The 26,726-nt window shown below is 42.1% G+C and carries 23 protein-coding genes; 17 read left to right on the top strand and 6 right to left on the bottom strand.

The features are described from left to right. Positions 1-341: 341 nt before the first annotated feature. The 8 genes from DXC04_RS14045 (at position 342) to DXC04_RS14005 (ending at position 9,560) form a co-directional block, all read left to right on the top strand. Positions 342-1,205 (top strand): hypothetical protein, encoded by an 864-nt coding sequence (locus DXC04_RS14045; RefSeq protein ID WP_118661252.1) that lies wholly within the window; start codon positions 342-344, stop codon positions 1,203-1,205. A 212-nt stretch (positions 1,206-1,417) separates the two neighbouring features. After that, positions 1,418-2,263 carry a hypothetical protein gene (locus DXC04_RS14040; protein WP_118661251.1) on the top strand — a complete coding sequence of 282 codons (846 nt, stop codon included), beginning with the start codon at positions 1,418-1,420 and terminating at the stop codon, positions 2,261-2,263. Between the two features lie 226 nt (positions 2,264-2,489). After that, positions 2,490-3,308, top strand: a complete 819-nt coding sequence (locus DXC04_RS14030) for an AraC family transcriptional regulator (protein WP_118661250.1) — start codon at positions 2,490-2,492, stop codon at positions 3,306-3,308. Positions 3,309-3,506: 198 nt separating this feature from the next. Continuing rightward, positions 3,507-4,124 (top strand): DUF4867 family protein, encoded by a 618-nt coding sequence (locus DXC04_RS14025; protein ID WP_118661249.1) that lies wholly within the window; start codon positions 3,507-3,509, stop codon positions 4,122-4,124. A gap of 96 nt (positions 4,125-4,220) precedes the next feature. Continuing rightward, positions 4,221-5,705, top strand: a complete 1,485-nt coding sequence (locus DXC04_RS14020) for an L-fucose/L-arabinose isomerase family protein (RefSeq protein WP_021859765.1) — start codon at positions 4,221-4,223, stop codon at positions 5,703-5,705. Between the two features lie 17 nt (positions 5,706-5,722). Beyond that, positions 5,723-7,180, top strand: a complete 1,458-nt coding sequence (gene xylB, locus DXC04_RS14015; RefSeq protein ID WP_118661248.1) for a xylulokinase — start codon at positions 5,723-5,725, stop codon at positions 7,178-7,180. Between the two features lie 197 nt (positions 7,181-7,377). Continuing rightward, entirely contained in the window at positions 7,378-8,643 is a 1,266-nt protein-coding gene (gene uraA, locus DXC04_RS14010) for a uracil permease (protein ID WP_021859763.1), read from the top strand. Between the two features lie 47 nt (positions 8,644-8,690). Further along, a complete protein-coding gene (locus tag DXC04_RS14005) occupies positions 8,691-9,560 on the top strand; it encodes a PHP domain-containing protein (RefSeq protein WP_118661247.1) in 870 nt (289 codons plus the stop codon). 205 nt (positions 9,561-9,765) lie between these two features. Here the strand turns inward: DXC04_RS14005 and DXC04_RS14000 are convergent, their stop codons facing one another. The 6 genes from DXC04_RS14000 to DXC04_RS13970 form a co-directional block, all read right to left on the bottom strand. Beyond that, the gene (locus tag DXC04_RS14000; RefSeq protein WP_021859761.1) at positions 9,766-10,530 is read right to left on the bottom strand and encodes an SDR family oxidoreductase; all 765 of its coding nucleotides are present in this window, start codon (positions 10,528-10,530) and stop codon (positions 9,766-9,768) included. Positions 10,531-10,567: 37 nt separating this feature from the next. Then, entirely contained in the window at positions 10,568-11,380 is an 813-nt protein-coding gene (rhaD, locus tag DXC04_RS13995) for a rhamnulose-1-phosphate aldolase (RefSeq protein WP_021859760.1), read from the bottom strand. Between the two features lie 37 nt (positions 11,381-11,417). After that, positions 11,418-12,881 (bottom strand): rhamnulokinase, encoded by a 1,464-nt coding sequence (locus DXC04_RS13990; protein WP_021859759.1) that lies wholly within the window; start codon positions 12,879-12,881, stop codon positions 11,418-11,420. Positions 12,882-12,895: 14 nt separating this feature from the next. Next, entirely contained in the window at positions 12,896-13,720 is an 825-nt protein-coding gene (locus DXC04_RS13985) for a DeoR/GlpR family DNA-binding transcription regulator (protein WP_117538529.1), read from the bottom strand. 426 nt (positions 13,721-14,146) lie between these two features. Further along, complete coding sequence (locus DXC04_RS13975; RefSeq protein ID WP_021860293.1) at positions 14,147-14,752, bottom strand: class II aldolase/adducin family protein; 606 nt, start codon at positions 14,750-14,752, stop codon at positions 14,147-14,149. A 69-nt stretch (positions 14,753-14,821) separates the two neighbouring features. After that, complete coding sequence (locus DXC04_RS13970; protein WP_118661245.1) at positions 14,822-15,763, bottom strand: 1-phosphofructokinase family hexose kinase; 942 nt, start codon at positions 15,761-15,763, stop codon at positions 14,822-14,824. Positions 15,764-16,174: 411 nt separating this feature from the next. Between DXC04_RS13970 and DXC04_RS13965 the strand changes: the two genes are divergently transcribed. From DXC04_RS13965 to DXC04_RS13925, 9 genes are all read left to right on the top strand, one after another. After that, complete coding sequence (locus tag DXC04_RS13965) at positions 16,175-17,656, top strand: sugar ABC transporter ATP-binding protein (RefSeq protein WP_330411938.1); 1,482 nt, start codon at positions 16,175-16,177, stop codon at positions 17,654-17,656. A gap of 20 nt (positions 17,657-17,676) precedes the next feature. Beyond that, the gene (locus tag DXC04_RS13960; RefSeq protein WP_117538499.1) at positions 17,677-18,678 is read left to right on the top strand and encodes an ABC transporter permease; all 1,002 of its coding nucleotides are present in this window, start codon (positions 17,677-17,679) and stop codon (positions 18,676-18,678) included. Positions 18,679-18,736: 58 nt separating this feature from the next. Next, positions 18,737-19,729 carry a sugar ABC transporter substrate-binding protein gene (locus DXC04_RS13955; RefSeq protein ID WP_021860288.1) on the top strand — a complete coding sequence of 331 codons (993 nt, stop codon included), beginning with the start codon at positions 18,737-18,739 and terminating at the stop codon, positions 19,727-19,729. Between the two features lie 174 nt (positions 19,730-19,903). After that, positions 19,904-20,944, top strand: coding sequence for an NAD(P)-dependent alcohol dehydrogenase (locus DXC04_RS13950; protein WP_118661244.1), 1,041 nt, complete (start codon positions 19,904-19,906; stop codon positions 20,942-20,944). Between the two features lie 48 nt (positions 20,945-20,992). Then, the gene (locus DXC04_RS13945; RefSeq protein ID WP_117538502.1) at positions 20,993-21,790 is read left to right on the top strand and encodes a GolD/DthD family dehydrogenase; all 798 of its coding nucleotides are present in this window, start codon (positions 20,993-20,995) and stop codon (positions 21,788-21,790) included. A gap of 118 nt (positions 21,791-21,908) precedes the next feature. After that, a complete protein-coding gene (locus DXC04_RS13940) occupies positions 21,909-22,751 on the top strand; it encodes a transketolase (RefSeq protein WP_021860285.1) in 843 nt (280 codons plus the stop codon). Positions 22,752-22,753: 2 nt separating this feature from the next. Continuing rightward, positions 22,754-23,698 (top strand): transketolase family protein, encoded by a 945-nt coding sequence (locus DXC04_RS13935; protein ID WP_117538503.1) that lies wholly within the window; start codon positions 22,754-22,756, stop codon positions 23,696-23,698. 51 nt (positions 23,699-23,749) lie between these two features. Beyond that, the gene (locus DXC04_RS13930) at positions 23,750-24,799 is read left to right on the top strand and encodes a zinc-dependent alcohol dehydrogenase family protein (RefSeq protein ID WP_117538504.1); all 1,050 of its coding nucleotides are present in this window, start codon (positions 23,750-23,752) and stop codon (positions 24,797-24,799) included. 148 nt (positions 24,800-24,947) lie between these two features. Beyond that, positions 24,948-26,495, top strand: a complete 1,548-nt coding sequence (locus DXC04_RS13925) for a sedoheptulokinase (RefSeq protein WP_118661242.1) — start codon at positions 24,948-24,950, stop codon at positions 26,493-26,495. The last annotated feature ends 231 nt before the right edge of the window (positions 26,496-26,726 follow it).

Here is a 26,726-nt window from a genome sequence, read left to right as displayed (position 1 = left end):
TCCTCAGCGCAATGGCGGACGGAATCAGCGAACTATTATAAAACAGAGATAAGAGAACATATCATAAATCCTTTTATAGCATGGATTTCGAGAGAAAAGTAAGAAAATAAAGATAAAATCTCCGGGAAGGAAAGAGTCCCGGAGGTTTTTTATGATGAAGTAAAATGGCTGGACTTTTCATAAAACTACTCCTACGTAAGCACAGTGTGTTTTCAGGCTTTTGCCCCTGGCATCGTAATAAAATATTAAGAATTTTGCAATGGAAATATTAACAATTAAGGAATATGCTTTCCATGTAAAGCAAATATACAGACGCGATGACAAGAATGGAGGAGAACAACATGAGGAAAGCATTAAGAAAGTATCTGTTTGTCGCAGCAATTTGCCTGTGCACGGCACTGACAATGGCTCCGGCACATGCGAAGGCAGCCGGTAAAGTGAAGAATCCGGCGATTGTCAGACTGAAACTGGGGAAAACTTATACAAAATATGATATTACCGGGGATAAAAAGAAAGATAAGATCAAGATTACACTCGGAAAACGTGATGAAAGTGACTTTATCAAGCGGATCACAGTATCTGTCAACGGAAAGAAAATTGTGAAAAAAGGAATCGGTTCTTTCTATTATAAGACCAGCCTTGTAACACTGAAAAACGGAAAAGTATATCTCTGGGTGAAGAGTTCTTCAGAAGATGCAGATGATACATGGGGATGCCTGTATCAATATCGCAAAGGCAAACTGGAAAAGAAACTGAAATTTGATGGATATGTAAAGAAATATTACTATCATCTGAGTACGGATGTAGTTAAAGTTTCCGGCAACACGCTTACTGTAAAGCAGAGCAATATGACGAGCCCGCTTGGTGAGGTTGTTTATAAATATGATTACAAATATGAGAATGGAAAATTCCATATCGTATCAAGAACTGCTGCTATCGTAAAAGCATCCTATTCTTATCGCACGAAGAGCAGCTGGGGCACATTGAAAAATAATAAAATGCTTTATACCAGTCCATCCACAAGTAAATCAACCGGTGTTGCTGTGACTGCGGGAACAAAAGCAAAAGCAACAAATATTTATATGTGCGATAAATTTATAAGCGTAAAGATTAAGACTGCTGACGGTAAAACCGGATGGTTAAAATGTAGCAAGAAATTTGACGAAAGCAAATTGCTCTTTAAAGAGTGCTTTTATGCGGGATAGATCGTAAGAGTTAGTTGAAAAAATATATAAATGGGGACGGGGCTTTTTTAGAAAAGCCCCGTCCCCATTTAACGGTAATTGCACTTTTGTCGCTGAAAAATCGGAACAGAAAAGCGAATATATGACTGGTAGTATCTTGTGTGATCTGCAAGTCAATGCTATCATCAAAGTATCAATTGTTGCAGGAAAACATAGAAGAAAAGGAGGAGCTTATGAGAAAATGGAAAAAGGCAGCAGTAGCTGCAATGGTATGCTTGACAGGAGTTTTATTTATGTCGCCGATGAAAGCAGAAGCAAAGAATCCGTCCATGGTGGAACTGAAAGCAGGAAAGACTTACAAAAGTTATGATATCACCGGTGATAAAAAGAAAGATACAGTGAAGATCAGTATTCCAAAAGACCAGTATGACAGATACGGGACTGTAAAGATTACGGTGAACAAGAAAACGACAAAGATTACAAGAACATGGACTTCCTATGCAATCCACACAAGACTGGTAACATCAAAGAACGGAAAAGCGTATCTCTGGGTACAGGGTGAGACGGATAATGAAGACGATCCGTGGGAATGTATTTACCAGTATAAAAAAGGAAGATTTAAAAAAGTCGTTGATTTCTCAAAGACATCTTACAATTATACGAACCATCATCATACGGATATCCTGAAAGTGTCAGGCAACACGATCAGCACAAAACAGTATATTATGTCCACAGCGATGGCTGGTGTTGAGTATAGAGTAAATTATACTTATAAAAAAGGCGCATTAAAGAAGACATCTTCCGCATATGAGATTACAAGTGCCGGTTACACTTATCGTGCAAATGGAAAATACGGAACGATGAAGAATACGAAAGCATTATACAACAGTGTTTCCTGCAAGAAGAAAGTAGCTACTGTAAAAGCCGGAACAAAAGCAAAAGCAGTGAAGATTTATATGACAGGCAAAGCATTTAACATTAAGATTAAAACCGCGAGCGGCAAGACCGGATGGGTAAAAGGATCAAGAAAATTTAGCGACAAATCGTTACTTTTCAAAGAGTGCTTTTACGCAGGATAAAACCTTTGTAGAAAGAAAAAAGCGAGAGCGAGAGCCATGTACAAAAGGCTTGGATACAGAGAGACAGACATTGTGCCATGTGAATTTAACAGGATTCCGGGGGTACAGCTTGTACTTCTGGAAAAGAGATTATAATTGTAAAGATAAGCGTTGTTATGATATAATAGGGAAAGCAGTGAAACGAGCAAACAATATATTCTTATGAAATATAAGGAGGGAGAAACCGGTGAATTATTCACACGAGATTATTATGCCAAATGACGATATCCCTTTTAAAATGTTTGTTTTCGAGGGACGACACGGTAATTACTCGAGAGAGAAACACTGGCATCGTTCTATCGAAATCTTTGCTTTGTTCGAAGGAGAGATTGAATTTTACGTGAATGAGATTAAGTATTCCCTGAATCCGGGAGAATTCATGTTGGTCAACTCCAATGAGATCCATTCGATCCACTCTCCGAAAGAGAATTTTACTGTAGTGCTTCAGATTCCGCTGACAACGTTTGAACGATATTATACGGATGAGAAGTTTATTTATTTTACACACAGCAGAAGGATACATGATGAGGAATTCATGCAGGTGATCCGGGACATGTACGATGCTTATGAGAAGAAAGAGGTCGGATACGATCTGAAAGTACAGAGCTATTTTTATGAGCTGATCTATCTGCTTGTGAGTAAGTACAGAGAAGTATCTGTGGACAGTGAAATGATACGAAGCAACAAAAAACTGAACAAGTTATCGGCGATAACGGCATACATGAAGGAAAACTACACGAAGGATTTATCGCTTGAAAGCCTGGCACAGACTTTTGGATATTCCGCAACCTATCTGTCGAGGATGTTTCAAAAATATGCGAAGACGAATTATAAGAATTATCTCGATGACATACGTCTGGAGCATGCATATAAGGATCTGGTCAATAGCGATATGCCTATCGGAATGATCGCGAGTCAGAACGGATTTCCAAACAGTAAGGCATTTACAAAGGTATTTCAGAAAAAATACAATAAATTGCCTAGTGAATTCAGGAAAGAATTATAGGACAGAGCGCAGTAACAATATTTGTTACTGCGCTCTGTTTCTGTTTTTGCAGGGAGAATAGGAAGGAAATAAAAAAGTTCACAGGACAAAGTGCTCAAATTGCAAGAAGGACAAGAATTTGCCATGAACGGCTAAGTATTTGGTCGAAAGATCGTTAAAAAATTGCTATAATAATCTTGTGTTTTAGGAGGAATTATTATGAAAATTCAACAAGTGGAAGACAAAGCGTTTTCGACATATGGACGAGTATTGAAAGGGTATGCGTTGTCACCGCTTTTAAAAGCCATGGAACATACACCGCTTCCTAAAGGGGAAGTGATCTATGTTCCGGGGATGGAAGAGCTGGAAGATCTTCCTGTTGCAAAGGCTTTTAAAGACCGTGCGTTTGGAGGACTGCCGATCCAGGTGGGATTCTGCAACGGGTTCAATACTTATCTGAACGCAGTAGAGTATCACAGAAGTTCAGAAATCAATGTAGCAGTGACAGATATGATTCTCCTCGTAGGAAGGCAGCAGGATATTACAGAAAATTATACTTACGATACAGATCAGATCGAAGCATTCCTTGTTCCGGCAGGAACAGCCGTAGAGATGTATGCAACAACGCTGCATTATGCACCATGTATGACGAGTGAGAAAGGGTTTCGCTGTGTTGTGATCCTGCCAAAGGGGACAAACACAGATGTAGAGATACCGGCGGATGCCAAGGGAGAAGCAAGACTTCTCACAGCGAGAAACAAGTGGCTCATCGCACATGAGGATGCAAAGATTGAAGGCGCCTTTTGCGGGCTGAAAGGCGAGAATGTGTCGGTTTAATGCCGGCGGCGTTACGAGTGTAACGGATTTATAAAACAAAAGATTTACAAAACATGTATTATGAAAAACAACATTTTTGAAGGAGGAATTGGTATTATGAACAACATGCCAGAAGTAAAACTTGGAATTGTAGCAGTAAGCCGTGACTGTTTCCCGGAGAGCTTATCTGTAAACAGAAGAAAGGCACTGATCGATGCCTACACAAAGAAATACGGAGCAGAGAACATTTACGAATGTCCAATCTGTATCGTTGAAAGCGAGATCCATATGGTGCAGGCACTCGAAGACATTAAGAAAGCAGGATGTAATGCACTTTGTGTATATCTTGGAAACTTCGGACCAGAGATTTCTGAGACATTGCTTGCAAAACATTTTGACGGACCGAAGATGTTCGTGGCAGCAGCAGAAGAGACAGGAGACAACCTGGTACAGGGACGTGGAGATGCTTACTGTGGTATGCTTAATGCAAGCTACAATTTACAGCTTCGCAATATCAATGCATATATTCCGGAATATCCGGTCGGAGATGCAGAAGAATGTGCAGATATGATTCATGAGTTTATGCCGGTAGCAAGAGCTGTCATCGGATTAAATGATTTAAAGATCATCAGCTTTGGACCGAGACCGTTAAACTTCTTAGCATGTAATGCGCCGATCAAACAGCTTTATAATCTGGGTGTAGAGATTGAAGAAAATTCAGAGCTGGACCTGTTTGAAGCATTTAACAAACATGCAGGAGATGAGAGAATCCCGGCAGTTGTCAAAGAGATGGAAGCAGAACTTGGAGCCGGTAATAAGAAACCGGAGATCCTTGAGAAACTCGCACAGTATGAGCTCACATTAAAAGATTGGGTAGAAGATCACAGAGGTTACAGAAAATATGTTGCGATCGCAGGAAAATGCTGGCCTGCATTCCAGACACAGTTTGGATTCGTACCATGTTATGTCAACAGCCGTCTGACAGACCAGGGAATCCCGGTTTCCTGCGAAGTAGATATTTACGGAGCGCTCAGTGAGTTCATCGGAACGGTTGTCAGCGAAGATACAGTAACACTTCTGGATATCAACAATACAGTACCGAAGGATATGTATGAGAGCGAGATTAAAGGAAAATACGATTATACACAGAAAGATACTTTCATGGGATTCCACTGTGGAAATACAGCATCCAGCAAGCTTGCATTCTGTGAAATGAAGAACCAGATGATCATGGCAAGAACACTTCCAGAAGAAGTAACACAGGGAACTCTGGAAGGGGATATCATTCCTGGAGATATTACGTTCTATCGTCTGCAGAGCACAGCAGACTGCAAACTGCGTGCATACATTGCGCATGGTGAAGTCCTTCCGGTAGCAACAAAATCTTTCGGAGGCGTTGGTATTTTCGCAATTCCGGAGATGGGAAGATTCTACCGCCACGTACTGCTCGAGGGAGGATACCCACATCACGGAGCAGTTGCATTTGGACATTTCGGAAAAGCTTTATATGAAGTTTTCAAATATATCGGAGTTCCTGTAGAAGAGATTGGCTATAATCAGCCAAAAGGTGTAAGATATAAGACAGAGAATCCATTTGCATAAGAAAGGGGATAAAAACAATGTTATTCATTGGTGTAGACTTAGGAACATCAGCAGTTAAATTGTTATTAATGGATGAAGAAGGAGACATTAAGAAGATCGTCTCCAGAGAGTATCCGCTGTTCTTCCCACATCCGGGTTGGTCTGAACAGAAACCGGAAGACTGGTTTGCACAGTCTATGGAAGGAATCAAAGAACTGACAGCAGAGTGTGATAAGTCACAGGTTGCAGGAATCAGCTTTGGTGGACAGATGCACGGACTTGTTGCACTGGACGCAGAAGACAATGTGATCCGCCCGGCAATTCTGTGGAACGATGGAAGAACCGGAGAAGAGACAGATTATCTGAATACAGTAATTGGAAAGGATAAATTATCCGCTTACACAGCAAATATTGCATTTGCAGGATTTACAGCACCGAAGATTCTTTGGATGAAGAAGAATGAACCTGAGAATTTCGCTAAAATTGCAAAGATCATGCTTCCAAAAGATTACCTGGCATACAAGCTGTCCGGATCTTTCTGTACAGACGTATCCGATGCATCCGGTATGCTTCTTATGGACGTTAAGAATCGCTGCTGGTCAAAAGAAATGCTTGATATCTGCGGAATCACAGAAGAGATGCTTCCGAAGTTATATGAAAGTTATGAAGTAGTAGGAACTTTGAATGAAGACATTGCGAAAGAACTTGGACTTCCTGCAGAAGTAAAAGTTATCGCAGGTGCCGGAGACAATGCCGCAGCAGCTGTTGGAACAGGAACTGTAGGTGACGGAAGATGTAATATTTCTCTTGGAACTTCCGGAACAATTTTCATTTCCAGCAAGAACTTTGGAGTAGATGAGCACAACGCTTTACATTCCTTTGCACACGCAGACGGATATTATCATCTGATGGGATGTATGTTAAGTGCAGCTTCCTGCAACAAATGGTGGAATGAGGAAATCCTCAAGACAACAGACTTTGCGGCAGAGCAGGCAGGCATTCAGAAATTGGGTGAGAACAATGTATTCTTCCTGCCATATCTGATGGGTGAACGTTCTCCACACAACAATCCGGACGCAAGAGCAATGTTTATCGGAATGTCTATGGACACAACAAGAGAAGACATGACACAGGCTGTTCTGGAAGGTGTTGCATTCGGACTTCGTGATTCTCTGGAAGTTGCAAGAAGTCTTGGAATTAAGATTGAGAGAACAAAGATCTGCGGTGGCGGAGCAAAGAGCCCACTGTGGAAGAAGATCATTGCAAATGTTATGAACATGAAGGTAGATGTTATTGAAAGCGAAGAAGGGCCGGCGCTTGGCGGAGCTATGCTGGCAGCAGTCGGATGCGGAGCATATCCGGATGTTGAGACGATCGCTTCCAAACTTGTAAAAGTTATTGATACAGTTGAGCCGGAGAAAGAACTGGTTGACAAATACGAAGAGAAATACCAGAAATTCAGAAAGATTTATCCAACTGTAAAATGCTTATACTAAAAGCATACATAAAGGATTGAGATGCCGGTAAGGTTATTCTATAAAATCTTGTATCATATAATGGGACAAAAGGAGATTGCAAATGAGATTTTGCAATCTCCTTTTTCTTTTCTTATAGATACCGATATGATACAATGGACAAAGTGAAAAAATATAATTACACAAACTTAAAGGAATGAAAGGTACAGGAGGAAAACATGGGAGAACGTAAAATTATTCAAATTGAGGACAAAGTGCCATTTAAACTGCTGCTTCCACTCAGCATCCAGCATATGTTTGCAATGTTTGGGGCTTCGGTTCTGGTGCCGTTTGTATTCGGTATTAATCCGGCGATTGTATTATTTATGAACGGTGTCGGAACATTGATTTTTATGACAGTAACAAAGGGGCAGGCGCCGGCATATCTTGGCTCCAGCTTTGCATTTCTGGCACCGGCAGGTGTTGTTATTTCAAAAATGGGATATGAATATGCACTGGGCGGTTTCGTTGCGGTTGGATTCTGCGGATGTATCTTATCGCTCATTATTTACAAATGTGGAACAGACTGGATTGATGTTGTATTGCCGCCGGCAGCGATGGGACCTGTAGTAGCATTGATCGGATTGGAACTTTCCGGTTCAGCAGCGAGTAATGCAGGACTTCTGGATGACAAACTGGACATGAGAAATGTGATCGTATTTCTTGTGACACTCGGTGTTGCGGTCTTTGGAAATATATTATTCCGCGGATTTTTATCGGTTATTCCAATTCTGATTGCGGTTATCGCAGGATATCTGACAGCGCTTGGCTGTGGCATCCTTGATTTTTCTAAAGTGGCTTCTGCATCCTGGTTTGCACTGCCGAACTTTACAATGGCAAAATTCGATACAGGTGCAATCCTGATGATTCTTCCGGTACTTCTCGTTATTACGTCAGAACATATCGGACATCAGGTTGTAACGAGTAAGATTGTAGGCCGTGATCTGTTGAAAACACCGGGGCTACACAGATCTTTATTCGGAGATAACTTCTCTACCATGATCTCCGGTTTGATCGGTTCCGTACCGACAACGACTTACGGTGAGAATATCGGTGTTATGGCGGTTACAAAAGTATACAGCGTGCGCGTGATCGCAGGGGCGGCAGTGCTTTCTATCATCTGCTCTTTCGTAGGAAAATTATCTATGCTGATCCAGACGATTCCGGGACCGGTTATCGGAGGGATTTCCTTCCTGTTATACGGTATGATCGGAGCATCCGGTATCCGTATTCTGGTTGATTCACAGGTGGACTATGGCAGATCAAGAAACCTGACACTTACTTCAGTAGTATTTGTAACTGGACTTTCCGGAATCAAAGTGGCGTTTGGGGATATTGAGCTGACCGGTATGGTGCTTGCATGTGTAGTCGGCATGATTTTAAGTCTTATTTTCTACATTCTTGACAGACTGCATCTGACGAACGATCAGGATGAAGAGGCGTAAGAACCAGAGACTGTGGAAAAAAGAAAAGTAAGAAAGTTGGCAAGAAAATGTCAGAGAAACAAAATATAATAAAAAATGAATTAACAGCAGCGAATCCGTGTGATCTGCATGTGCACACGACACATTCAGATGCATCCAGAACAGTTGCACAGGTGATAGAATACGCTGCAATGATCGGACTTAAGTATATTGCAATCACAGACCATGATACAATGGCAGGTGTGGATGAAGCTGTGGAGCTTGGCGGAAAACTTGGCGTGCATGTGGTTCCGGGTGTGGAAATGTCTACGCTTGATGAAGAAAGTGGAAGAAATGTGCATTTGCTCTGCTATCTGCCAAAGGATCGTCAGATGATCGATGGATTTCTGGAAAATACATTGAAATGGCGAAGAGAGCAGAAGTTGGAGATGGCGCGCAGAGTACATGAAATATATCCGCTTGTGACACCGGAACTGGTGGAATCTTATGCAAAAGACAGCGAATCGATATATGAATGTCATGTGATGCAGCCGTTATGTGATTTTGGCTATACAAATGTGGCAATCGGAGAGCTGATGAGTTCACTGATTTCTTCAAAGGGAAGCTGTTATGTACCGAAACGATATCCGACGACGTTAGAAGCGGCGACGGTAATCCGGGAAGCTGGAGGTGTTCCGGTGATAGCGCATGCGGAGCAGTTTGACAGCTTTGAGCTGATTGAGCGATATGCCAAAGAGGGTCTGCTTGCAGGTGTAGAAGTATGGCATCCAAGAAACGGAACGGAATCCAGACAGCGTCTTCTGGAGATTGCGAAGAAATATGATCTTCTTACAACTGGTGGCAGCGATTTTCACGGGCAGTATACAAAGAAACCTCATCCGCTCGGCTTCTGTGGCTGTGAAATCGCAGATGTGGAAGCTATGCTTGCGCGGAAGTAGCAAAATGTCTTAATTTTAGAACTTATAGATTTGATAAAAAAGAAGCTGGATAAAGGAAAGTTCCTTCAATAGATTGTAGATGAGTTAGAAAAAACAGAAGAGAGCATCCAGAAGAGAGCATCCAGAAGATAATGGAAAAATATAAATTATAAAAAAGTTGCCAATGTTTTTCGTGATACATTGGCAACTTTTTTGCTAAGTGAAATTACTGTACGGAATATCCGCCGTCTACGATAATATCGCTTCCGGTTGTATATCCGGAGGCATCGGATGCAAGATAGAGAACTGCAGGGATGAGTTCTTCCGGTTTTCCCATTCTGTGCATTGGCATAAGCGGAATCCATGCGTCAATCAAGTCTTTCGGTACATCGACTGACATTGGTGTTGCAATATATCCAGGGCTTAAAGAGTTTACACGGATGCCGTATTCAGCCCATTCAATGGCAAGAGATTTGCTCATGTGGATAACACCTGCTTTGGAAGCGTTGTAAGAAACCTGCCACTGTGGGATGTTAACGATCGTTCCGGACATAGAAGCCATATTGATGATGCTTCCTTTGATGCCACGTTCGATCATGATACGTCCAACGGCACGGCACATGATAAATTCTCCGGTCAAGTTGATATCAACAACTTCGCGAAATTCTTCAACAGTAGCTTCTAATGTGGACTGATGCATGCAGATACCGGCATTATTGAACAGGATATCGATAGAACCTGAACGCTCAAGAATCTCTGCAAGAGCTTTGTCCACCTGTGTTTCATCTGTAACATCAGCTTTGAGATCGTAAGCTTTTCCACCTGCTTCTGTAATTAATTTTACAGTTTCTTCAGCACCGGAACGGCTTAAGATTACAACTTCGGCACCTGCTTCGGCAAGCCCCTGTGCGATAACCTGTCCGATACCGCGTCCACCACCTGTTACGATAGCAACTTTTCCGTTAAGTCCAAACATTTTTTCTAAGTACATCTTTAAGTTTCCTCCTGGTAAAATATATTATTTCTTTTTAATCCAGATAGCCTTCTCTTGGTGTTACACCAAAGCTTCTGGCAAGTTCGCCTAACTGCTCTTCCGGAATTTTATTTACGATCGGAAGCGGAGCAATCTTCATATAAATTTCAGCTGCTTTCTCGACTGTCTCGATCAGACCGAATGCCTCATCAAGCGTATGTCCGGCAGCGAAAATTCCGTGCTGTGCCCAGAGAATGATTCTGCGGTCGCGGATCTTCTCAGCTGTGAGTTCGCCGATTTTGTTCGTTCCTGCGATCATCCAAGGAACGATTCCGACACCGTCCGGGAATACAACGATACATTCTGTGCACATACCCCACAGAGTTTTTGTAAATTCTTTTTCGTCGATGGAATGTACAAATGTCATTGCAATTGTGTTTACCGGGTGGCAGTGCATAATAACACGGTGTGTAGGATCTACTTTCAGACGCTCCATGTGGTTCATCAGATGTGTTGGAAATTCGCTTGTCGGAGCGGCATTTCCTTCAAATCCCCATAACAACTCCAGACTTTTTCCATCCTGTGCCACACGTACGATACCAAGGTTCTCTGCCGGGTTTGGAGTAATATTTTTGAAATATTTTCCGGTTCCTGTTACCATAAAGATACGACCTGCAACATAAGAAGCATCGAAATTAATCGGGATCGTACGGATAACATGATCAAGATCCAGATAATATTCCAGAGGTTCATCCTCAAGCAGCCAGCTGATGTTTCCGCCGTTTCGTTCATCCCAGCCAAGGCGGTACATGTTCGCTGTCATTTCAGAAATTTCCTGAATAAATGGTGCGGTTAAAATGTTTTTCATAGTTTTTCCTCCTCATAATGTATGTGATGTATGTGATTTATTTGTTAATGATACATTTCTGATATTTAACATCCCACTCTTCGTGATTCTGAGGTAAATATTCGCGCATTTTGGAGGCAGATGCCATGATATTTTTTGCTTCATCAAGGGAAGAAGCGGCTCCGATGGCAATTAACTGTACAGTAATATTTCCGATGGCAGTTGCCTCGTCCGGTCCTGCAATGACTTTGCGTCCGCAGGCGTTGGCAACAAACTGGCAAAGGATTTCAGCCTTGGAACCGCCACCCATCATGTTGATGACCGGTAATTCTTTTCCGGATACCTTCTCAAGCTGTTCGACTGTCCAGCGGAATTTCATGGCAAGGCTTTCGTAGATACAGCGGATAATCTCGCCGACTGTTTCCGGAGCCTCTCCGTAGTGTTCCATACAGTACTTCTGGATTTTCTTTGGCATATTACCCGGATTATAAAAAACAGGTTCATCCGGATCAAATAGAAAACGGAATGGTTCTGCAGCTTCGGCGAGTTCACCGAGTTCACTGAAACTGTAGTCTTTTCCATGTTCTTTGTAATAACGTTTGCTCTCCTGTATGAACCAGGAACCCATCACATTGCGCAGGATGCGGTGATGACCTTCGTAGCCACCTTCATTTGCCAGATTGGCGGCATAGCCTTCCGGGGTGATCACGCAGTGGTCAAGCTCCGTACCGATCAGTGACCATGTACCACAGCTTACAAGTGCGCAGTCTGTGTGGAGCGGTGAAGACAGATATGCAGAAGCAGTATCGTGCTCACAGACAACGGATACAGGGAATCCCTTTGTTCCCATCATTTCATTGTAACTTTCCTGCGTATTTCCAAGCAGTGTACCCGGCTTTGTAAGCGTGCCGAATAATTCGCGTGGAATATCATAACTGTCAAGGATTTCCTGACACCAGTCATCTTTCTTAAAATCATACAGCTGGCTGACAGAAGAAATCGTATATTCGGAAATTGTCTTGCCGGTCAGGAAATTGATCAGAAGATCCGGGATAAACAGAAGTTTATAAGCGTTATCTAATAAAAATCCGTGACCGTCTTCGCGCATAGCGCCTAATTGCAGATAAGTGTTAAAGAGTGCATTCTGGTTGCCGCTCAGTTCATAAAGCTTTTCTTTTGAAAGCTTGCTGTAAATCTTGTCTGCATGTCTGGCAGTACGCTCATCACGGTAGCAGCGTACCTGTGTGAGTAACTGACCGTTTTTGTCGATCAGACCAAAGTCATTGGAAAAAGAATCGATGGCAAATGAGTCGATCTGATCATCTGTCATTTCAATGGCTTTTTTGATTCCGACATTCATTTCTTTATAAATGTTAATGATGTCCCAGAAAAGTGCGCCGTTTGCTGAATAGGAAACATTGTCAAAACGGTGGATATTCTCAATCGATACATTGTCCCCATCGATTTTGGCGAGAAATAATTTGCCACCGCTTGCGCCGAGATCAAAAGCTAAAATATTCAATTGTACATCCTCCCTTACGCAGTGATGATCCGGACCCCATGTTTTTTTGTAATGGTCCGGAGAGTTTCGGAAACCTCTGGAGTATAGTTGAAGTTGTCTGTCACAATGCAGTCAATTTCATTGAAATTGCCGAGGAAGAAAGGACCTGCTACTTCAAACTTTGTGTGGTCAACAAGAAGGTAAGTCTCTTCAGACTTGTCCATCATTGCTTTCTTGGTGTCAATTTCGTTCAGACTGATATCTGTGAGTCTTTTGTTCAATGTAACTCCCGTGCAGGAAATAAAAGTTTTATCCGGATAAAATTCTTCGGAACTCTTAATTGTACGTGTTCCGTAAAGAGAATAGTTATTACCATTGTAAAATCCTGCAAGGCAGATCAGAGACAGATTCGGATTCTCTAATTTGGCGGCTTCCAGTAAAACTTTTACAGAGTTGGTAATGATAGTCAGATGCATCTCTTTTGGAATATAATCCAGTAAAAATAAAGTTGTGGAACTGTTATCAATAAAAATAGTATCCCTGTTTTCAATCAGAGAAGCAGCTTTTTGTGCAATGAGCTTTTTCTGTGGGATATTGCGCCCGTGACGCAGCAAAAAAGGAGACTCACTGTTTAAAACGGTGTCTCCATATTTGGCTGCGGTTCCTACATTTAAAGGATTCGCATTCAGAATGGCACCACCATGTGTACGGGTTAAAATGCCCTCGGCTTCCAGGCTTTTAAGATCCCGACGGATTGTTTCTTTGGATGTGTGAAGCATATCTGCGAGGACGTTCACACTGACCGAAGACTGAGCCCCCAGAAGATCTATGATTTTTGTTTTTCGTTCCTGACTATACATGTTAATACCATCCTTTTAATATATTTCATGATACCTACGGATTGCTACGTGCAGAGCACTCTCGCAATCCTACACAATATTCGCATATCGCAAGGCTACGCCTTAGCTTTTATGCTCATATTGCTATTAGGTACATTTCTAATGATACCTACGGATTGCTACGTGCCAGGCACTCTCGCAATCCTACACAATATTCGCATATCGCAAGGCTACGCCTTAGCTTTTATGCTCATATTGCTATTAGGTACAATTCTAATGATACCCACGGATTGCTACGTGCAGAGCACTCTCGCAATCCTACACAATATTCGCATATCGCAAGGCTGCGCCTTAGCTTTTATGCTCATATTGTTGCAGGTCTCTCAAACTCGCAAGCACTTTTATGCAAGCATAACGTGCATACGAGTTCGGAGACCTTTGGTATCATTAGATTAAATTCTTTGTAATTGTGCAGAATGCGTCGCATTCGATTCTCTCAAGCATGCTGTATGCGAGGTAGATGCTTGGACCGGATACAACAACGCCGTGTTTTGGCATGATCATTCCGATTGGTTTTTTCACTGCTGTCTCGCGGTGATCTTCGAAATACTGATATACATTTCTGCTCAGCTCTTCAGAGTAAGCTTTTGTCCATTCGATACATCCGACTTCGCCACGTCCCATAGTAGCTTCTGTTACGTTCGGAATCGGTTTGGACTGAGCAACGAATGGCATACAGTAGAACGGATGTGCATGGATTGTACACTCGATCTCTTTGAAGTTCTGTAAGATCAGTACATGCATCAGACTTTCTCTGGAAAGTTTGCCTTCGCCTTCAATGATGTTGCGGTCATAGTCGATCAGAAGGAAATCTTCCGGCTGCATCTCGCAATGTTTTCTTTCAGACATCAGAGATGGAGAGATTAAGATACGGTTCTCGTCTACACGTACAGCAAAGTTACCGCCTGCAGCATTTGTCAGTCTGCGGTCCCACATCATTTTTGCTACCTTGCACATTTCCAGTCTCATTTCATAGTAAGATAAGTTGCTCATAATTCATTCTCCTTTTATTGTATTTGATTTATTTGTTTTTTTCAATTGTTACCTGTTGGTTTTGGGTATCTATTTGATCTTCTCGATTGTTACCTGCTCTTTTAATTCTTTCGCGCGTTCCAGATCATAACCGGCAGAAAGCTTGGATTCTGCGGTTGCGGCAGATACGGCAGTTGCGATACGAATGGTATCCTCAATGGAATATCCTTCGGATAAACCATATACAAAACCAGAAAGGAAGCAGTCGCCACATCCGATCGTGTTCTGTACACTTACTTTCGGCGGGTGTACACGGTAATAACCTTCCGGAGCTTTTACAATAGATCCGTCTCCGCCTAATGAAACGGCGATGATCGGGACATTGTAAGAATCCAGTGATTCAATCGCTTCTACTATAGAGGCGTCGTCTTCAGCAATCGGATGACCGGCAAGTGTGGACAGCTCATCCAGGTTCGGCTTGATCATATATGGAGTCTCGCGGATACATTCTTTCAGAGATTTACCACTTGTATCTAAGAAAAACTTTAAATCCCGGTCGCGGAACATCTCGAGGATCTTATTATATACGGAAGGATCCGGTGAGTTGGATGCGTCTCCGGAGAAAATAAGGTAATCACCCGGCTGGATGGTTGCTTTCATATCTTCAAGAAGTTCATTTAACTCCTCTGTCTTTAAAGTAACACCACGCTCGGCTGCAATTGTGCAGTCACCTGTATCTTCTATAATAAGGTAATTTGTTCTTGTCTCTCTGGAACCGTCATCATAATGTTTAAAACGGACCTCGATGCCGTATTCATTCAGCATATTTATGACTTTCTGCCCGCTTTTGCCATGGCTGATTCCGAATGCAGTGTTCTCTTTGCCGAGAATCTTCAGATTAATAGAAACGTGTGTACCTTTGCCTCCGATCGTATCGACAGTTTTTTGGATTCGATTTGTAATATTTTTGTCGAATCTGCTCAAATAAAGAATTCTGTCAATAGCGGGGTTAAGTGTCAATGTGTGTATCATATTCTACCCCTTTCTGTATTACACAAGTAAACAAACAAGTTCTGAAAGTATAATAACACAGAAACGGAAATAAAACAACATAAAACTAAGAAAGTTAATAAAATAACAAATGCAAACGGATAAGATTATGAACGAGATATGAACAAAAAAATCATAAATTTACAACAAAATTAACAAAAAAGACAAAAAATAACATGCCGAAAGATAAAAATTGACTTGACATACAACGCGATAGGTAGTAGTATTGAGTACATAGAAAGCGTATTGCATAAATAAATTGATATAAAGGTGGACAGAATTATGAAAAATGTATAATCCAAAACATATACAATCATAAACGGTCACAAACAAACACAAAAGTAACATCAAAACAACATGCAAGAGCGAAATATTTAAGGGAGGGAATGGAAAGTGGAGAACATCAAAATGCGTGTCAGTGGAATTAACAAGTCGTTTCCGGGTGTTAAAGCTCTGGACAATGTTAATTTCGCCGTTAGAAAAGGAACGGTTCACGCTCTTTGTGGAGAGAACGGTGCCGGTAAGTCAACATTGATGAAAATCATTAACGGAATTTACAAAGCAGATTCCGGACAGATCTTTCTTGATGAGAAACCGGTAACAATTAAAGATCCGATTCAGGCGAGAGATTATGGTATCGCAATGATCGCACAGGAACTGAACTATGTACCGGAAATGTCAATCGAAGAGAACTTGTTCTTAGGACGCCTTCCGGTGACTAAATTTGGCAATGTTGATTGGAAGAGAGTTCGTAGAGAGACGATTGAATTTCTGAGACAGGAGAATCTTCCATATAAACCGGATCAGAAATTAAAAACATTAACAGTATCTGACATTCAGATGCTTGAGATCATCAAAGCAATTTCCAACAATGCTCAGATCGTAATCATGGATGAGCCTACATCAGCAATCACAAACCGTGAGGTTGAGGTGTTGTTCGGCAAGATCGCAGAACTGAAAAAGAAAGGCGTAAGTATTATTTACATTTCTCATAAGATGGAAGAAGTATTCCGTATTGCGGATGACATCACAGTTCTTCGAGACGGTAAGACAGTTGAGACACATCCGGCATCAGAGATCGATCTTGACAAAGTCATTGCACTGATGGTTGGACGTAAGATGGACAATGTTTATCCGAAAGAAGAAGTTGAAATCGGTGAGCCGATCCTTGAAATAGAAGGACTTGGAAGCAAAGGTGTATTTAAAGATATTAACTTTAAAGCTAACAAAGGTGAGATCGTAGGATTTGCCGGACTGATGGGTGCAGGACGTACCGAAACGATGAGAGCAATCTTCGGACTGGATCCTTATGATGAAGGAAAGATCAAAGTTCACGGCAAAGAAGTTACTATTAAGAAGGTAAGCGACAGTATCGCACAGAAAGTCGTAATGCTTTCCGAAGACAGAAGACGTTATGGTATCATCCCGATCCGAAGCGTTATGGAAAATGCAAGCATTTCCAGTCTGGACAAGATCATCTATGGCGGAAGATGGCATCCGAAGGTAGAAAAAGAGCTGGTAAGCAAGTATTTTGAAAAGATGCATGTTAAAACACCATCTCTTGAAACTGCAATTCAGGGACTGAGTGGTGGTAACCAGCAGAAAGTACTTCTGGCTAAATGGATGTTAAGAGATCCGGATGTATTGATTCTGGATGAGCCTACCAGAGGTATCGACGTCGGAGCTAAATTCGAGATTTACAGACTGATGACAGACCTGGTTAAAGAAGGAAAGACAGTTATTATGGTTTCCTCTGAACTGCCGGAGCTGATCGGAATGTGCGACAGAATTTACATAATGAACAAAGGTAGAATCACTGGTTGTCTGAGCAAGGATGAGTTCTCACAAGAGACAATCATGAGATATGCAATGTAATTAGCGGAGGGATTGAGAAAATGAAAAATTCAAAAGCGAGAGATTTTATACACAAGTTTTCGATCTATATCATCCTGGTGGCAATGTTCATCATCTGTGCGATCGTAAATGACAACTTTTTATCTGCACGTAACTTAATCAACGTTGCCCGCCAGCTTTCAGTTGGAACAATCCTGGCATACGGTGAAATGTTACTGGTAATCGCAGGACTGATCGACTTGTCTGTTGGTTCTGTACTGGCACTCGCTGGTGTGCTTTCAATCGCAGCATACCAGTCAACCGGATCACTGTTAGTTGGTTTCCTTGTAGCAATCGCAGTTGGTGTTGCATGTAACTTCATCAACGCAATCCTGGTTACACACTTTGATGTACCGGCATTCATTGCTACACTGGCTATGCAGATGTCAGCCAGAGGTGCGGCACTTCGTTTCACAAACGGACAGAACTTACTTCAGTTAAAAGATTACACAGTATTTGGACAGGGTAACTTAGGACCGATTCCGATGCCTGTAGTATTCATGATCATTATTACAATTATTACATGGTATATTATGACACATACAAGATTCGGTCGTTCTCTTTACGCTATCGGTGGTAATGAAGGAGCAGCAATCGCATCTGGTATCAATGTTAAGAGGAACAAATACATCATCTACATCATCAATGGTATCTTTGCAGGTATCGCAGGTGTGCTCTTTATGTCTCGTGTAAATGCAGGTCTTCCGAACGGAGCTGTAGGATATGAGATGGAAGGTTTGACAGCTACTATCGTCGGTGGTACTAGTTTCTCAGGTGGTGTTGGTACAACAATGGGAACTCTTGCCGGTGGATTTATCATCGGTTTCCTGAACAACATCATGAACCTGATGGGTGTAGACTCTTATGTACAGCAGATCGTTAAAGGTATCATCATCGCACTCGCCGTAGTTGCAGATATCAGATCTAAGAATAAGAAGACACAGAAAGTTATCCTTGCAGCAGATGACAATGATGACAAGAAAGAAAAAGCAGCAGCCAAATAATGAATGCACAAGTTGCAGAACTTTTACAATATAAACCAAATAAGGAGGATTTCAATCTATGAAAAAGAAAGTAATCAGCGCTATCCTTTGCGCAGCAATGGTATCTACAATGGCAGTAGGATGCAGCTCATCCGACAGCAAAAAAGACTCTAAGAGTGACAAAAAAGACGGCTACAAAGTAGCTTATATCGCAAGAGCTCAGGAAGACTCTTTCGCAGCTTGGTTAGCTGACGAGATGAGAGCAGCATTCAAGAAAACAGGGGACATGTCATTAGAGGTATTCGATGGAGAAGCTAACGACGAGAAAGAGAACTCTATCATTGAGAACTGTATCGCAAACGGATATGACGGAATTATTGTTCAGGCTAACAACGGAGAAGCTCAGCTCCCATACATTCAGCAGATCGTAGAAGCTGACATCCCATGTATCACAACAAACCCACGTGTTGAGTGTGAAGGAACAGGATCTGTAGATGCTGATCCATACGAGCAGGCAAAAGTAAACTGTGAACTGGCTCTTAAGAAGATCCCGAAAAACGCTAAAGTTGTAGTTCTTCAGGGACCTGCAGGAAACTTCCACAGCACAAAGAGAAGAGAAGCATGGAAGAAAGAATTCTTCGACAAGAGATCTGATGTTAAGATCTTAGCAGAAGATATCGCTAACTGGAACAAAGACGAAGCTATGCAGCTCATGGAAGACTGGGTACAGGCTTATGGACAGATTGACGCTGTTATCTCTATGAACGACAACATGGCAGCTGGAGCAATCGAAGCAGTTAAAGATAACGCTAAATACAAAAACATGCAGGCATATGGTGTAGACGGAACTGCAGAGGCTTGCTTACTTATCAAAGAAGGTAAGATGACATCTACAGGACTTCAGTCAGCTATCGACCTTGCTAAGATGAATACAGAAGCTATGCATGATGTATTAACAGGTAAGAAGAAAGTTACTGACATCAACGACAACGTTCCTGCACCACTTATCACATCTGACAATGTTGACGAATACATCCAGATGTACAAAGACAACGGACAGATTAAAGAATAATTTGAACGTATGAAAAATTAATCACAGAATTAGATTAATGACTTAATCAATGTCAGTGAGAAAAAGTATATTGTAAGAGTAGACATAACTGGCAGGTCAAATATCGGCTTGCCAGTTATTATTTTCAAAAAATAGTTCGAGAAATTTTTAACAGATTGAAAGGAGATACGTGAAATGAAAAACAGAGGAGCATTTATGACAGATCTTGATAAAATGGAAATCCGTGATATTCCAATGCCGGAACCGAAAGAGAAAGAGGTTCTGGTTGAACTGGAATATGTAGGAATCTGTGGTTCTGATGTACATTATTTCCATGATGGAAGATGCGGAAGCTATGTAGTAGATGGAGACTTCATGCTTGGACATGAGTGTGCCGGAACAGTTGTAGAACTTGGAGAAGGTGTAGAGAACCTGAAAGTCGGAGACAGAGTAGCTCTGGAGCCGGGAATCACATGCGGACAGTGTGAATTCTGTAAATCAGGACGTTACAACCTTTGCCCGGATGTACAGTTCCTTGCAACACCACCGGTACAGGGATGCTATGAGAACTACATCGCATTCCCGGAGAACATGTGCTTCAAACTTCCGGACAACATCAGCACAAAAGAAGGTGCACTTGTTGAGCCATTATCAGTAGGTATGCACGCAGCTAACCAGGGAAATGTACAGCTTGGAGACTCTGTAGTAATTCTTGGAGCAGGTTGTATCGGACTTGTAACATTACTTGCTTGTAAAGCACACGGTGCTACAGATATCACAGTTGTTGACGTAATTCCAAAACGTCTGGACTATGCTATGAAATTAGGAGCTACACGTGTGATCAACGGAAAAGAAGTAGATGCTATCGAAGAAGTTAAGAAGATCACAAACGGAGCCGGTGTTGACAAAGTTATGGAAACAGCAGGATCTCCATTTACAATCAAAGAGACTCCATTCATGGTTAAGAGAGGCGGAACAATCGTATTAGTTGGTATTTCTGCTCAGGAAACGGTTGAATTTAACTTTGCTCAGATCATGGACAAAGAGCCGGAAATCAAATCTGTATTCCGTTACAGAAACATCTACCCACAGGCAATCGCAGCTATCTCTGATGGCCTGATCGATGTATCCGGAATCGTTACACATGAATTTGATTTCGATAACATTCAGGAAGCATTTGACTGTGCAATCAATAACAAGGACGATGTAGTAAAAGCTGTAATTAAGATCAAATAATGTAATACCATGAAATGCGAAGCAATCCGTGGGTATTATAAAAAACAGATGAATACAGCAAAATGGAGGTTTATGATGGTAGACTATAGAAATTTTAATGAAGATTTCAGTCTGGAAGGCAAGACAGCAATTGTAACTGGTGCAGCTAGTGGTATCGGATATGAGATTGCAAAAATGTATGCAAGAAAAGGCGCTAACGTAGTAAGCTTTGACATGAACAAGGCAGATGACCTTGACGATTACATGAAGGAGCAGGGCGTAGGCTATCTCGCATATGTTGGAAACATTACAAAAACTGCAGATATTGATGACTGTGTGGCAAAGACAGTTGAGACATTCGGAAGACTGGATATTCTTGTAAACTGCGCAGGAATCGGTGTTGTACAGAGTGTTCTGGATCATGAGGAAGATCTCTGGGATAAGACACTTAGCATCAACCTGACAGGAACAGTAAGATTTGGACGTGCTGCTGCAAAAGTTATGAAAGAACAGGGCGGCGGAAAGATCATCAACATGGGTTCCCAGGCAGGAGTTGTTGCACTTGACGGACATCTGACCTACGGATGTTGTAAAGCTGCTGTAATCTATGCTACAAAACAGTTCGCTATGGAACTGGCACAGTACAACATTAATGTAAATGCAATCTCTCCGACAATTATCCTGACTCCGATGGGAGAAGAAAACTGGAATAATGAACGTGGAGTAGAATTTAAAAAGAAAATTCCGGCACATAGATTTGGTTATCCGGAAGAAGTGGCAGCATGCGCAGTATTCCTTGCAAGTGACGCATCCAGCCTCGTAAACGGAGCAAATCTTGTGATCGATGGTGGATTTACCATCTGCTAAACAAGAGTAATTACTCAAATATTTTATTTCAATGATGCTTTCGCCGTGCAGTCGTTAGCCCCGCTGCATGGCGATATAGCTAAAAAAGCTAAGAAAACAATGACGGAGGTCTAAAACAATGGAAGAAAAAAGAGTGCAGGAGCTGGCTGCGAAGGCAGTAAAAGTCCGCAGAACAGCATTAGAAGCAATCGAAGCCGCTCATTCAGGACACGTAGGTGGATCCTTTTCAGTGGCAGATATTTTGACAGTTTTATATTGGGAAAAAATGAACATCAACCCGGAGCAGCCTAAAGATCCCGACAGAGACAGATTTGTACTGTCAAAAGGTCATTGTACACCGACTATGTACGCGACATTGGCACTTCGTGGATTCTTCCCGGTAGAAGATCTGAAAACATTCAGAAATGTAGACAGTTATCTCTCCGGACACGTAGAGATGACAAAGGTACCTGGTGTAGATATGTCAGCAGGTTCCCTTGGACAGGGCTTATCCGCAGCAATCGGAATGGCTCTGTGCGGAAAAGTGGATAAGAAAGATTATCGTGTATATGCAGCATTAGGAGATGGCGAGATTCAGGAAGGACAGATCTGGGAGGCAGCTATGGCAGCCGGAAATTACGGACTGGACAACCTGACCGTATTCGTAGATAACAACAATCTGCAGATTGACGGAACCATTGAAGAAGTAATGTCACCATATCCGATTGAAGATAAATTCAAAGCCTTCAAGTGGAATGTACTTACAATCGACGGACACGATTATGCACAGATTGCAGATGCAATTGACAAAGCAAAAGAGACAAAAGGTGCTCCGACGGTTATCGTAGCAAAGACTGTAAAAGGAAAAGGTGTTTCCTTCATGGAAAACAATGTAAAATTCCATGGAAGCACACCGACACCGGAACAGTTTGAACAGGCATTCAAAGAATTAGATGCACAGGCTGCATCATTGGAGGTGTAATTATGGGAGAAGTAATAGCAACAAGAGAAGCCTATGGAAGAGCTCTGTGTGAATTCGGAGCAGATGAGAACATCATGGTATTTGATGCGGACCTTACAATTTGTACAATGTCCTGCTATTTTGCACAGAAGTATCCGGAGAGATTCTTCAACGCAGGTATCGCAGAGTGTAACATGGCAGGTATGGCAGCCGGAGCAGCATCCTGCGGAAAGACAGCATTTATCCATACATTTGCAATGTTTGCAGCAGGAAGAATTTACGATCAGGTAAGAAACTCCATTGCATATCCGGGACTTAATGTAAAAGTTGTCGGAACACATGCAGGACTTTCTGTAGGAGAAGATGGAGCAACTCATCAGTGTATCGAAGACTTAAGTCTGATGCGCACCATCCCGGGAATGACAGTTATCTGCCCATGTGATGCAAATGAGACAAGAGAAGTTGTAAAAGCAATGATCGATTATGACGGACCGTGCTATTTAAGACTGGGACGTTCCGGAGTTGAAAATATAACTGACTCTATTCCGGGATATAAATTTGAACTTGGCAAGGGTGCACAGTTAAAGGACGGAGATGATGTAACAATCATCGCAACAGGTCTGATGGTTCAGGAAGCATTAAAAGCAGCAGATCTTCTCGCAGCAGAAGGAATCAAAGCCCGTGTGATCGACCTGCATACGATCAAACCGATTGACAAAGATATTATCATCAAAGCAGCCAAAGAGACGGGTGCAATTGTAACAACAGAAGAGCACAATGTTATCGGCGGACTTGGCGCAGCAGTAGCAGAAGTCGTTACAGAAAGCTGCCCGGTACCGGTTGTGAAACATGGTGTAGAAGATGTATTCGGACATTCCGGAACAGCAGAAGCATTGATGGTAAAATATGGTTTAACACCGGAGAAGATTGTAGAAAAAGCAAAACAGGCAATCGCCTTAAAAAAATAAACTACAAACAATAATTCAATCGACAAAGGCGACAGCAAAGGAGAAATTACTATGGACATGATGAAAGCAAACGTATATGACAAACCAGGTCATTGCGAAGTAAAACAGGTTCCGGTACCGGAGATCGGACCACATCAGGTACTGATCAAAGTTATGTCTTGCGGTATTTGTAAAGGCGCAGACGTAGCACTTGCAGCAGGTGGATTCCTTGCAGAGTTCCCACTGTTAAACGGACATGAATTTGCCGGATATGTATACAAAGTCGGTGAGCATGTAGACACATTTAAAGTTGGAGACAGAGTAACTGCAGATAACACAGTACTGTGCGGAGACTGCTACTACTGCAGAAAAGACGAGCCATTATACTGCAAAAATTTCTACTCACTGGGATGCAACGGCCCTGGAGGATTCGCTGAGTATGTAGCAGTGAATGCAGATAAAGTATTTCCGATCAGCGATAACTTGTCTTTCAACGAGGCAATTTTCGCAGAACCGACTGCATGTGCGGTACATTCCATGGACCGTATCCAGGTGAAATTCGGTGATGACGTTCTTGTATATGGATGCGGACCGACAGGAATCATCATGACACAGCTGCTGATGCACTCTAACGCAAATCGTGTTGTAGTATGCGGACCAAGCCAGGACAAACTGGATATCCTGAAGAAATACGGATGTAAAGAGACAATCCTTATGGATCGTAACGATCCAAGCAAACACGAAGCTAAATTAAGAGAAATCGCTCCGGAAGGATTTGATATCCTTGTTGATACAACTGCAAATGTAGATGTAATGGAAAGCATGATCAAATTCGGAAAAATGGGTGCAAAATTCATGATGTTTGCAATGCCGCACGCAGGTGCAAAATGGGCAATTGATCCAGAGTACTGGTATCTCCACGAGATCCAACTGATCCCGACATGGGCACAGACACACTGCTTCGGACGTGCACTGGAATATCTTGAGGCTGGAAAAGTACAGGTAAAAGAACTTGTTACACATGAAATGCCACTGGATGATTACGATAAAGGAATTGCGCTGGCTGCCAAGGGAGGTCCGGGCACACTGAAAGTCATCCTTCATCCAAACTACGAAGAATAATAACGGAAAATAAACAGTTAGTGTAGAATTTACAGATTGAATATAAGATTTTCATATGCGCTCCGACAGGTTACTATCGGGGCGCATGCTATATAAAAAATTCAGAAGATAATCGTCAGATCGGTTTGGGAAAAGGGAAGGCAGGAAGATGAAAGCAATAGGATTAGATATCGGAACAACAACCGTATGTGGAGTGCTTGTAGACGCGAAGACAGGAGAACTTTTGGATGCGAAGACGCTTACCAATGACTCTGTGATAGAGAGTGTACATACATACGAACGCACACAGGATGCAGATAAAATTCTTGTGAAATGCAAAAATATATTAGAAGAGTATCTTTCCGAACAGGAAGATATTGTGAGCATTGGCGTAACCGGACAGATGCACGGAATTGTCTATGTAGATGAAAATGGCGTGGCAGTCAGTCCGCTGTATACATGGCAGGATGGCAGAGGAGATTTAGTATGTGCTGATATCCAGAAGAAACAACCAGTAGTGGATTCTGAGGGCATGGGAAATACAGATACTGAAAGCAAAGTGGCAGACAATTCAGAGATGGGTGATTCTGGAAATATAGATAGCGGAAACAAAGTGGCAGACAACGCAGAGACTGGCGAATCAGGAAATGTTTGTATGACATATGCCGCTGAGTTATCTAAAATAACCGGCTATCACATGGCATCCGGATTCGGCCTGACAACCAATTATTACAATACAAAACATGGACTTGTACCAGAAGAAGCAAAGTCATTTTGCACGATCCCGGATTATGTTGCAATGTCTCTGGCAGGTGAGAAGAGACCGAAGATGCATCAGACAATGGCGGCAAGTCTCGGACTTTACAATATGAAAGCCGGAGATTTTGACCGCACGTCGGTAGAAAAAGCTGGTATGAACCCGGAATTACTTCCGGAAGTAGCAACAACAAGCACGATATGCGGAGCTTATACAGCAGATATGGAGAAATATCCGACATATGCGGGGAAAACAATCCCGGTCGCAGTTGCATTTGGAGATAATCAGGCAAGTTTCTTAGGTTCTGTCAATCAGGACTGCAAAGTATTGTTAAATGTAGGAACCGGCGGACAGGTATCTGTTTACAGCGAAGAGCTGGTAAAAGCAGATGGAATCGAGTGCCGCCCATATTTGAAAGGTTCCTATCTGATGGCAGGCTCTTCTTTGTGTGGTGGATATTCCTACAATCTTGTGAAACGATTTTTTGAGGAAATCTATGCACTGGCAGGCGTAGGCTGCCCGAAAGATATTTACAGTATCATGAACCGGATCGCAGGAGAAGCTGCAGAAAAAGAGAAAACATTGACAGTCGATACAAGATTCAATGGAAGTCGTGAGAATCCGGCACTGACCGGAAGTATTACCGGGCTGACAGTAGATACCTTCCATCCGGGAGATTTGGCGTACGGTGTACTTCGAGGACTGTGCGAAGAGCTGTATCAGTTTTATAATGTACTGCCGGAGAATCTGAAAGATGGCAGTCACTTTGTCGGAAGCGGAAATGGAATTCGCAAAAACCCACTGTTGCAGAAGATTGCAAGCGATCGTTTCCGGATGAAACTTCGTATCCCGAAATACGCAGAAGAAGCGGCATATGGAGCAGTGTTATTTTCCCTGCTTGCAAGCGGCGAGCGTGAAACTCTGGAAGATGTGCAGAGGCTGATACGGTATGAAGCGTAGAAAGCTGCAGAAGATTGTATTTGATGAGTGGATATATAAAAGACTCTTAGCAATACGTAGGAGGAAATGATGTTAAGAGGGATCTTTTTAATAGATTTGTAAAAATATTTGGTAAAGATTGCTGAAAATGGAAAGAATTTCGAAACGAAAGTAAACGAAAGTAGACAAAAACAATCGATAATGCTAGAATAATTTTATAAGAAATTTACGTATTATATAGGAGGAATGAAC

The organism is Dorea sp. OM07-5 (assembly GCF_003481355.1).
GTDB lineage: Bacteria > Bacillota > Clostridia > Lachnospirales > Lachnospiraceae > Dorea_D > Dorea_D hominis.
This window is presented reverse-complemented; position numbering and strand designations above follow the sequence as displayed.

Bases quoted from the DNA above. Each gene is read 5' to 3' on its own strand.
- DXC04_RS14045 (WP_118661252.1), top strand. From the start codon at position 342: ATGAGGAAAGCATTAAGAAAGTATCTGTTTGTCGCAGCAATTTGCCTG.
- DXC04_RS14040 (WP_118661251.1), top strand. From the start codon at position 1,418: ATGAGAAAATGGAAAAAGGCAGCAGTAGCTGCAATGGTATGCTTGACA.
- DXC04_RS14025 (WP_118661249.1), top strand. From the start codon at position 3,507: ATGAAAATTCAACAAGTGGAAGACAAAGCGTTTTCGACATATGGACGA.
- DXC04_RS14020 (WP_021859765.1), top strand. From the start codon at position 4,221: ATGAACAACATGCCAGAAGTAAAACTTGGAATTGTAGCAGTAAGCCGT.
- xylB (WP_118661248.1), top strand. From the start codon at position 5,723: ATGTTATTCATTGGTGTAGACTTAGGAACATCAGCAGTTAAATTGTTA.
- uraA (WP_021859763.1), top strand. From the start codon at position 7,378: ATGGGAGAACGTAAAATTATTCAAATTGAGGACAAAGTGCCATTTAAA.
- DXC04_RS14005 (WP_118661247.1), top strand. From the start codon at position 8,691: ATGTCAGAGAAACAAAATATAATAAAAAATGAATTAACAGCAGCGAAT.
- DXC04_RS14000 (WP_021859761.1), bottom strand. From the start codon at position 10,530: ATGTACTTAGAAAAAATGTTTGGACTTAACGGAAAAGTTGCTATCGTA.
- rhaD (WP_021859760.1), bottom strand. From the start codon at position 11,380: ATGAAAAACATTTTAACCGCACCATTTATTCAGGAAATTTCTGAAATG.
- DXC04_RS13985 (WP_117538529.1), bottom strand. From the start codon at position 13,720: ATGTATAGTCAGGAACGAAAAACAAAAATCATAGATCTTCTGGGGGCT.
- DXC04_RS13975 (WP_021860293.1), bottom strand. From the start codon at position 14,752: ATGAGCAACTTATCTTACTATGAAATGAGACTGGAAATGTGCAAGGTA.
- DXC04_RS13970 (WP_118661245.1), bottom strand. From the start codon at position 15,763: ATGATACACACATTGACACTTAACCCCGCTATTGACAGAATTCTTTAT.
- DXC04_RS13960 (WP_117538499.1), top strand. From the start codon at position 17,677: ATGAAAAATTCAAAAGCGAGAGATTTTATACACAAGTTTTCGATCTAT.
- DXC04_RS13955 (WP_021860288.1), top strand. From the start codon at position 18,737: ATGAAAAAGAAAGTAATCAGCGCTATCCTTTGCGCAGCAATGGTATCT.
- DXC04_RS13950 (WP_118661244.1), top strand. From the start codon at position 19,904: ATGAAAAACAGAGGAGCATTTATGACAGATCTTGATAAAATGGAAATC.
- DXC04_RS13945 (WP_117538502.1), top strand. From the start codon at position 20,993: ATGAATACAGCAAAATGGAGGTTTATGATGGTAGACTATAGAAATTTT.
- DXC04_RS13940 (WP_021860285.1), top strand. From the start codon at position 21,909: ATGGAAGAAAAAAGAGTGCAGGAGCTGGCTGCGAAGGCAGTAAAAGTC.
- DXC04_RS13935 (WP_117538503.1), top strand. From the start codon at position 22,754: ATGGGAGAAGTAATAGCAACAAGAGAAGCCTATGGAAGAGCTCTGTGT.
- DXC04_RS13930 (WP_117538504.1), top strand. From the start codon at position 23,750: ATGGACATGATGAAAGCAAACGTATATGACAAACCAGGTCATTGCGAA.
- DXC04_RS13925 (WP_118661242.1), top strand. From the start codon at position 24,948: ATGAAAGCAATAGGATTAGATATCGGAACAACAACCGTATGTGGAGTG.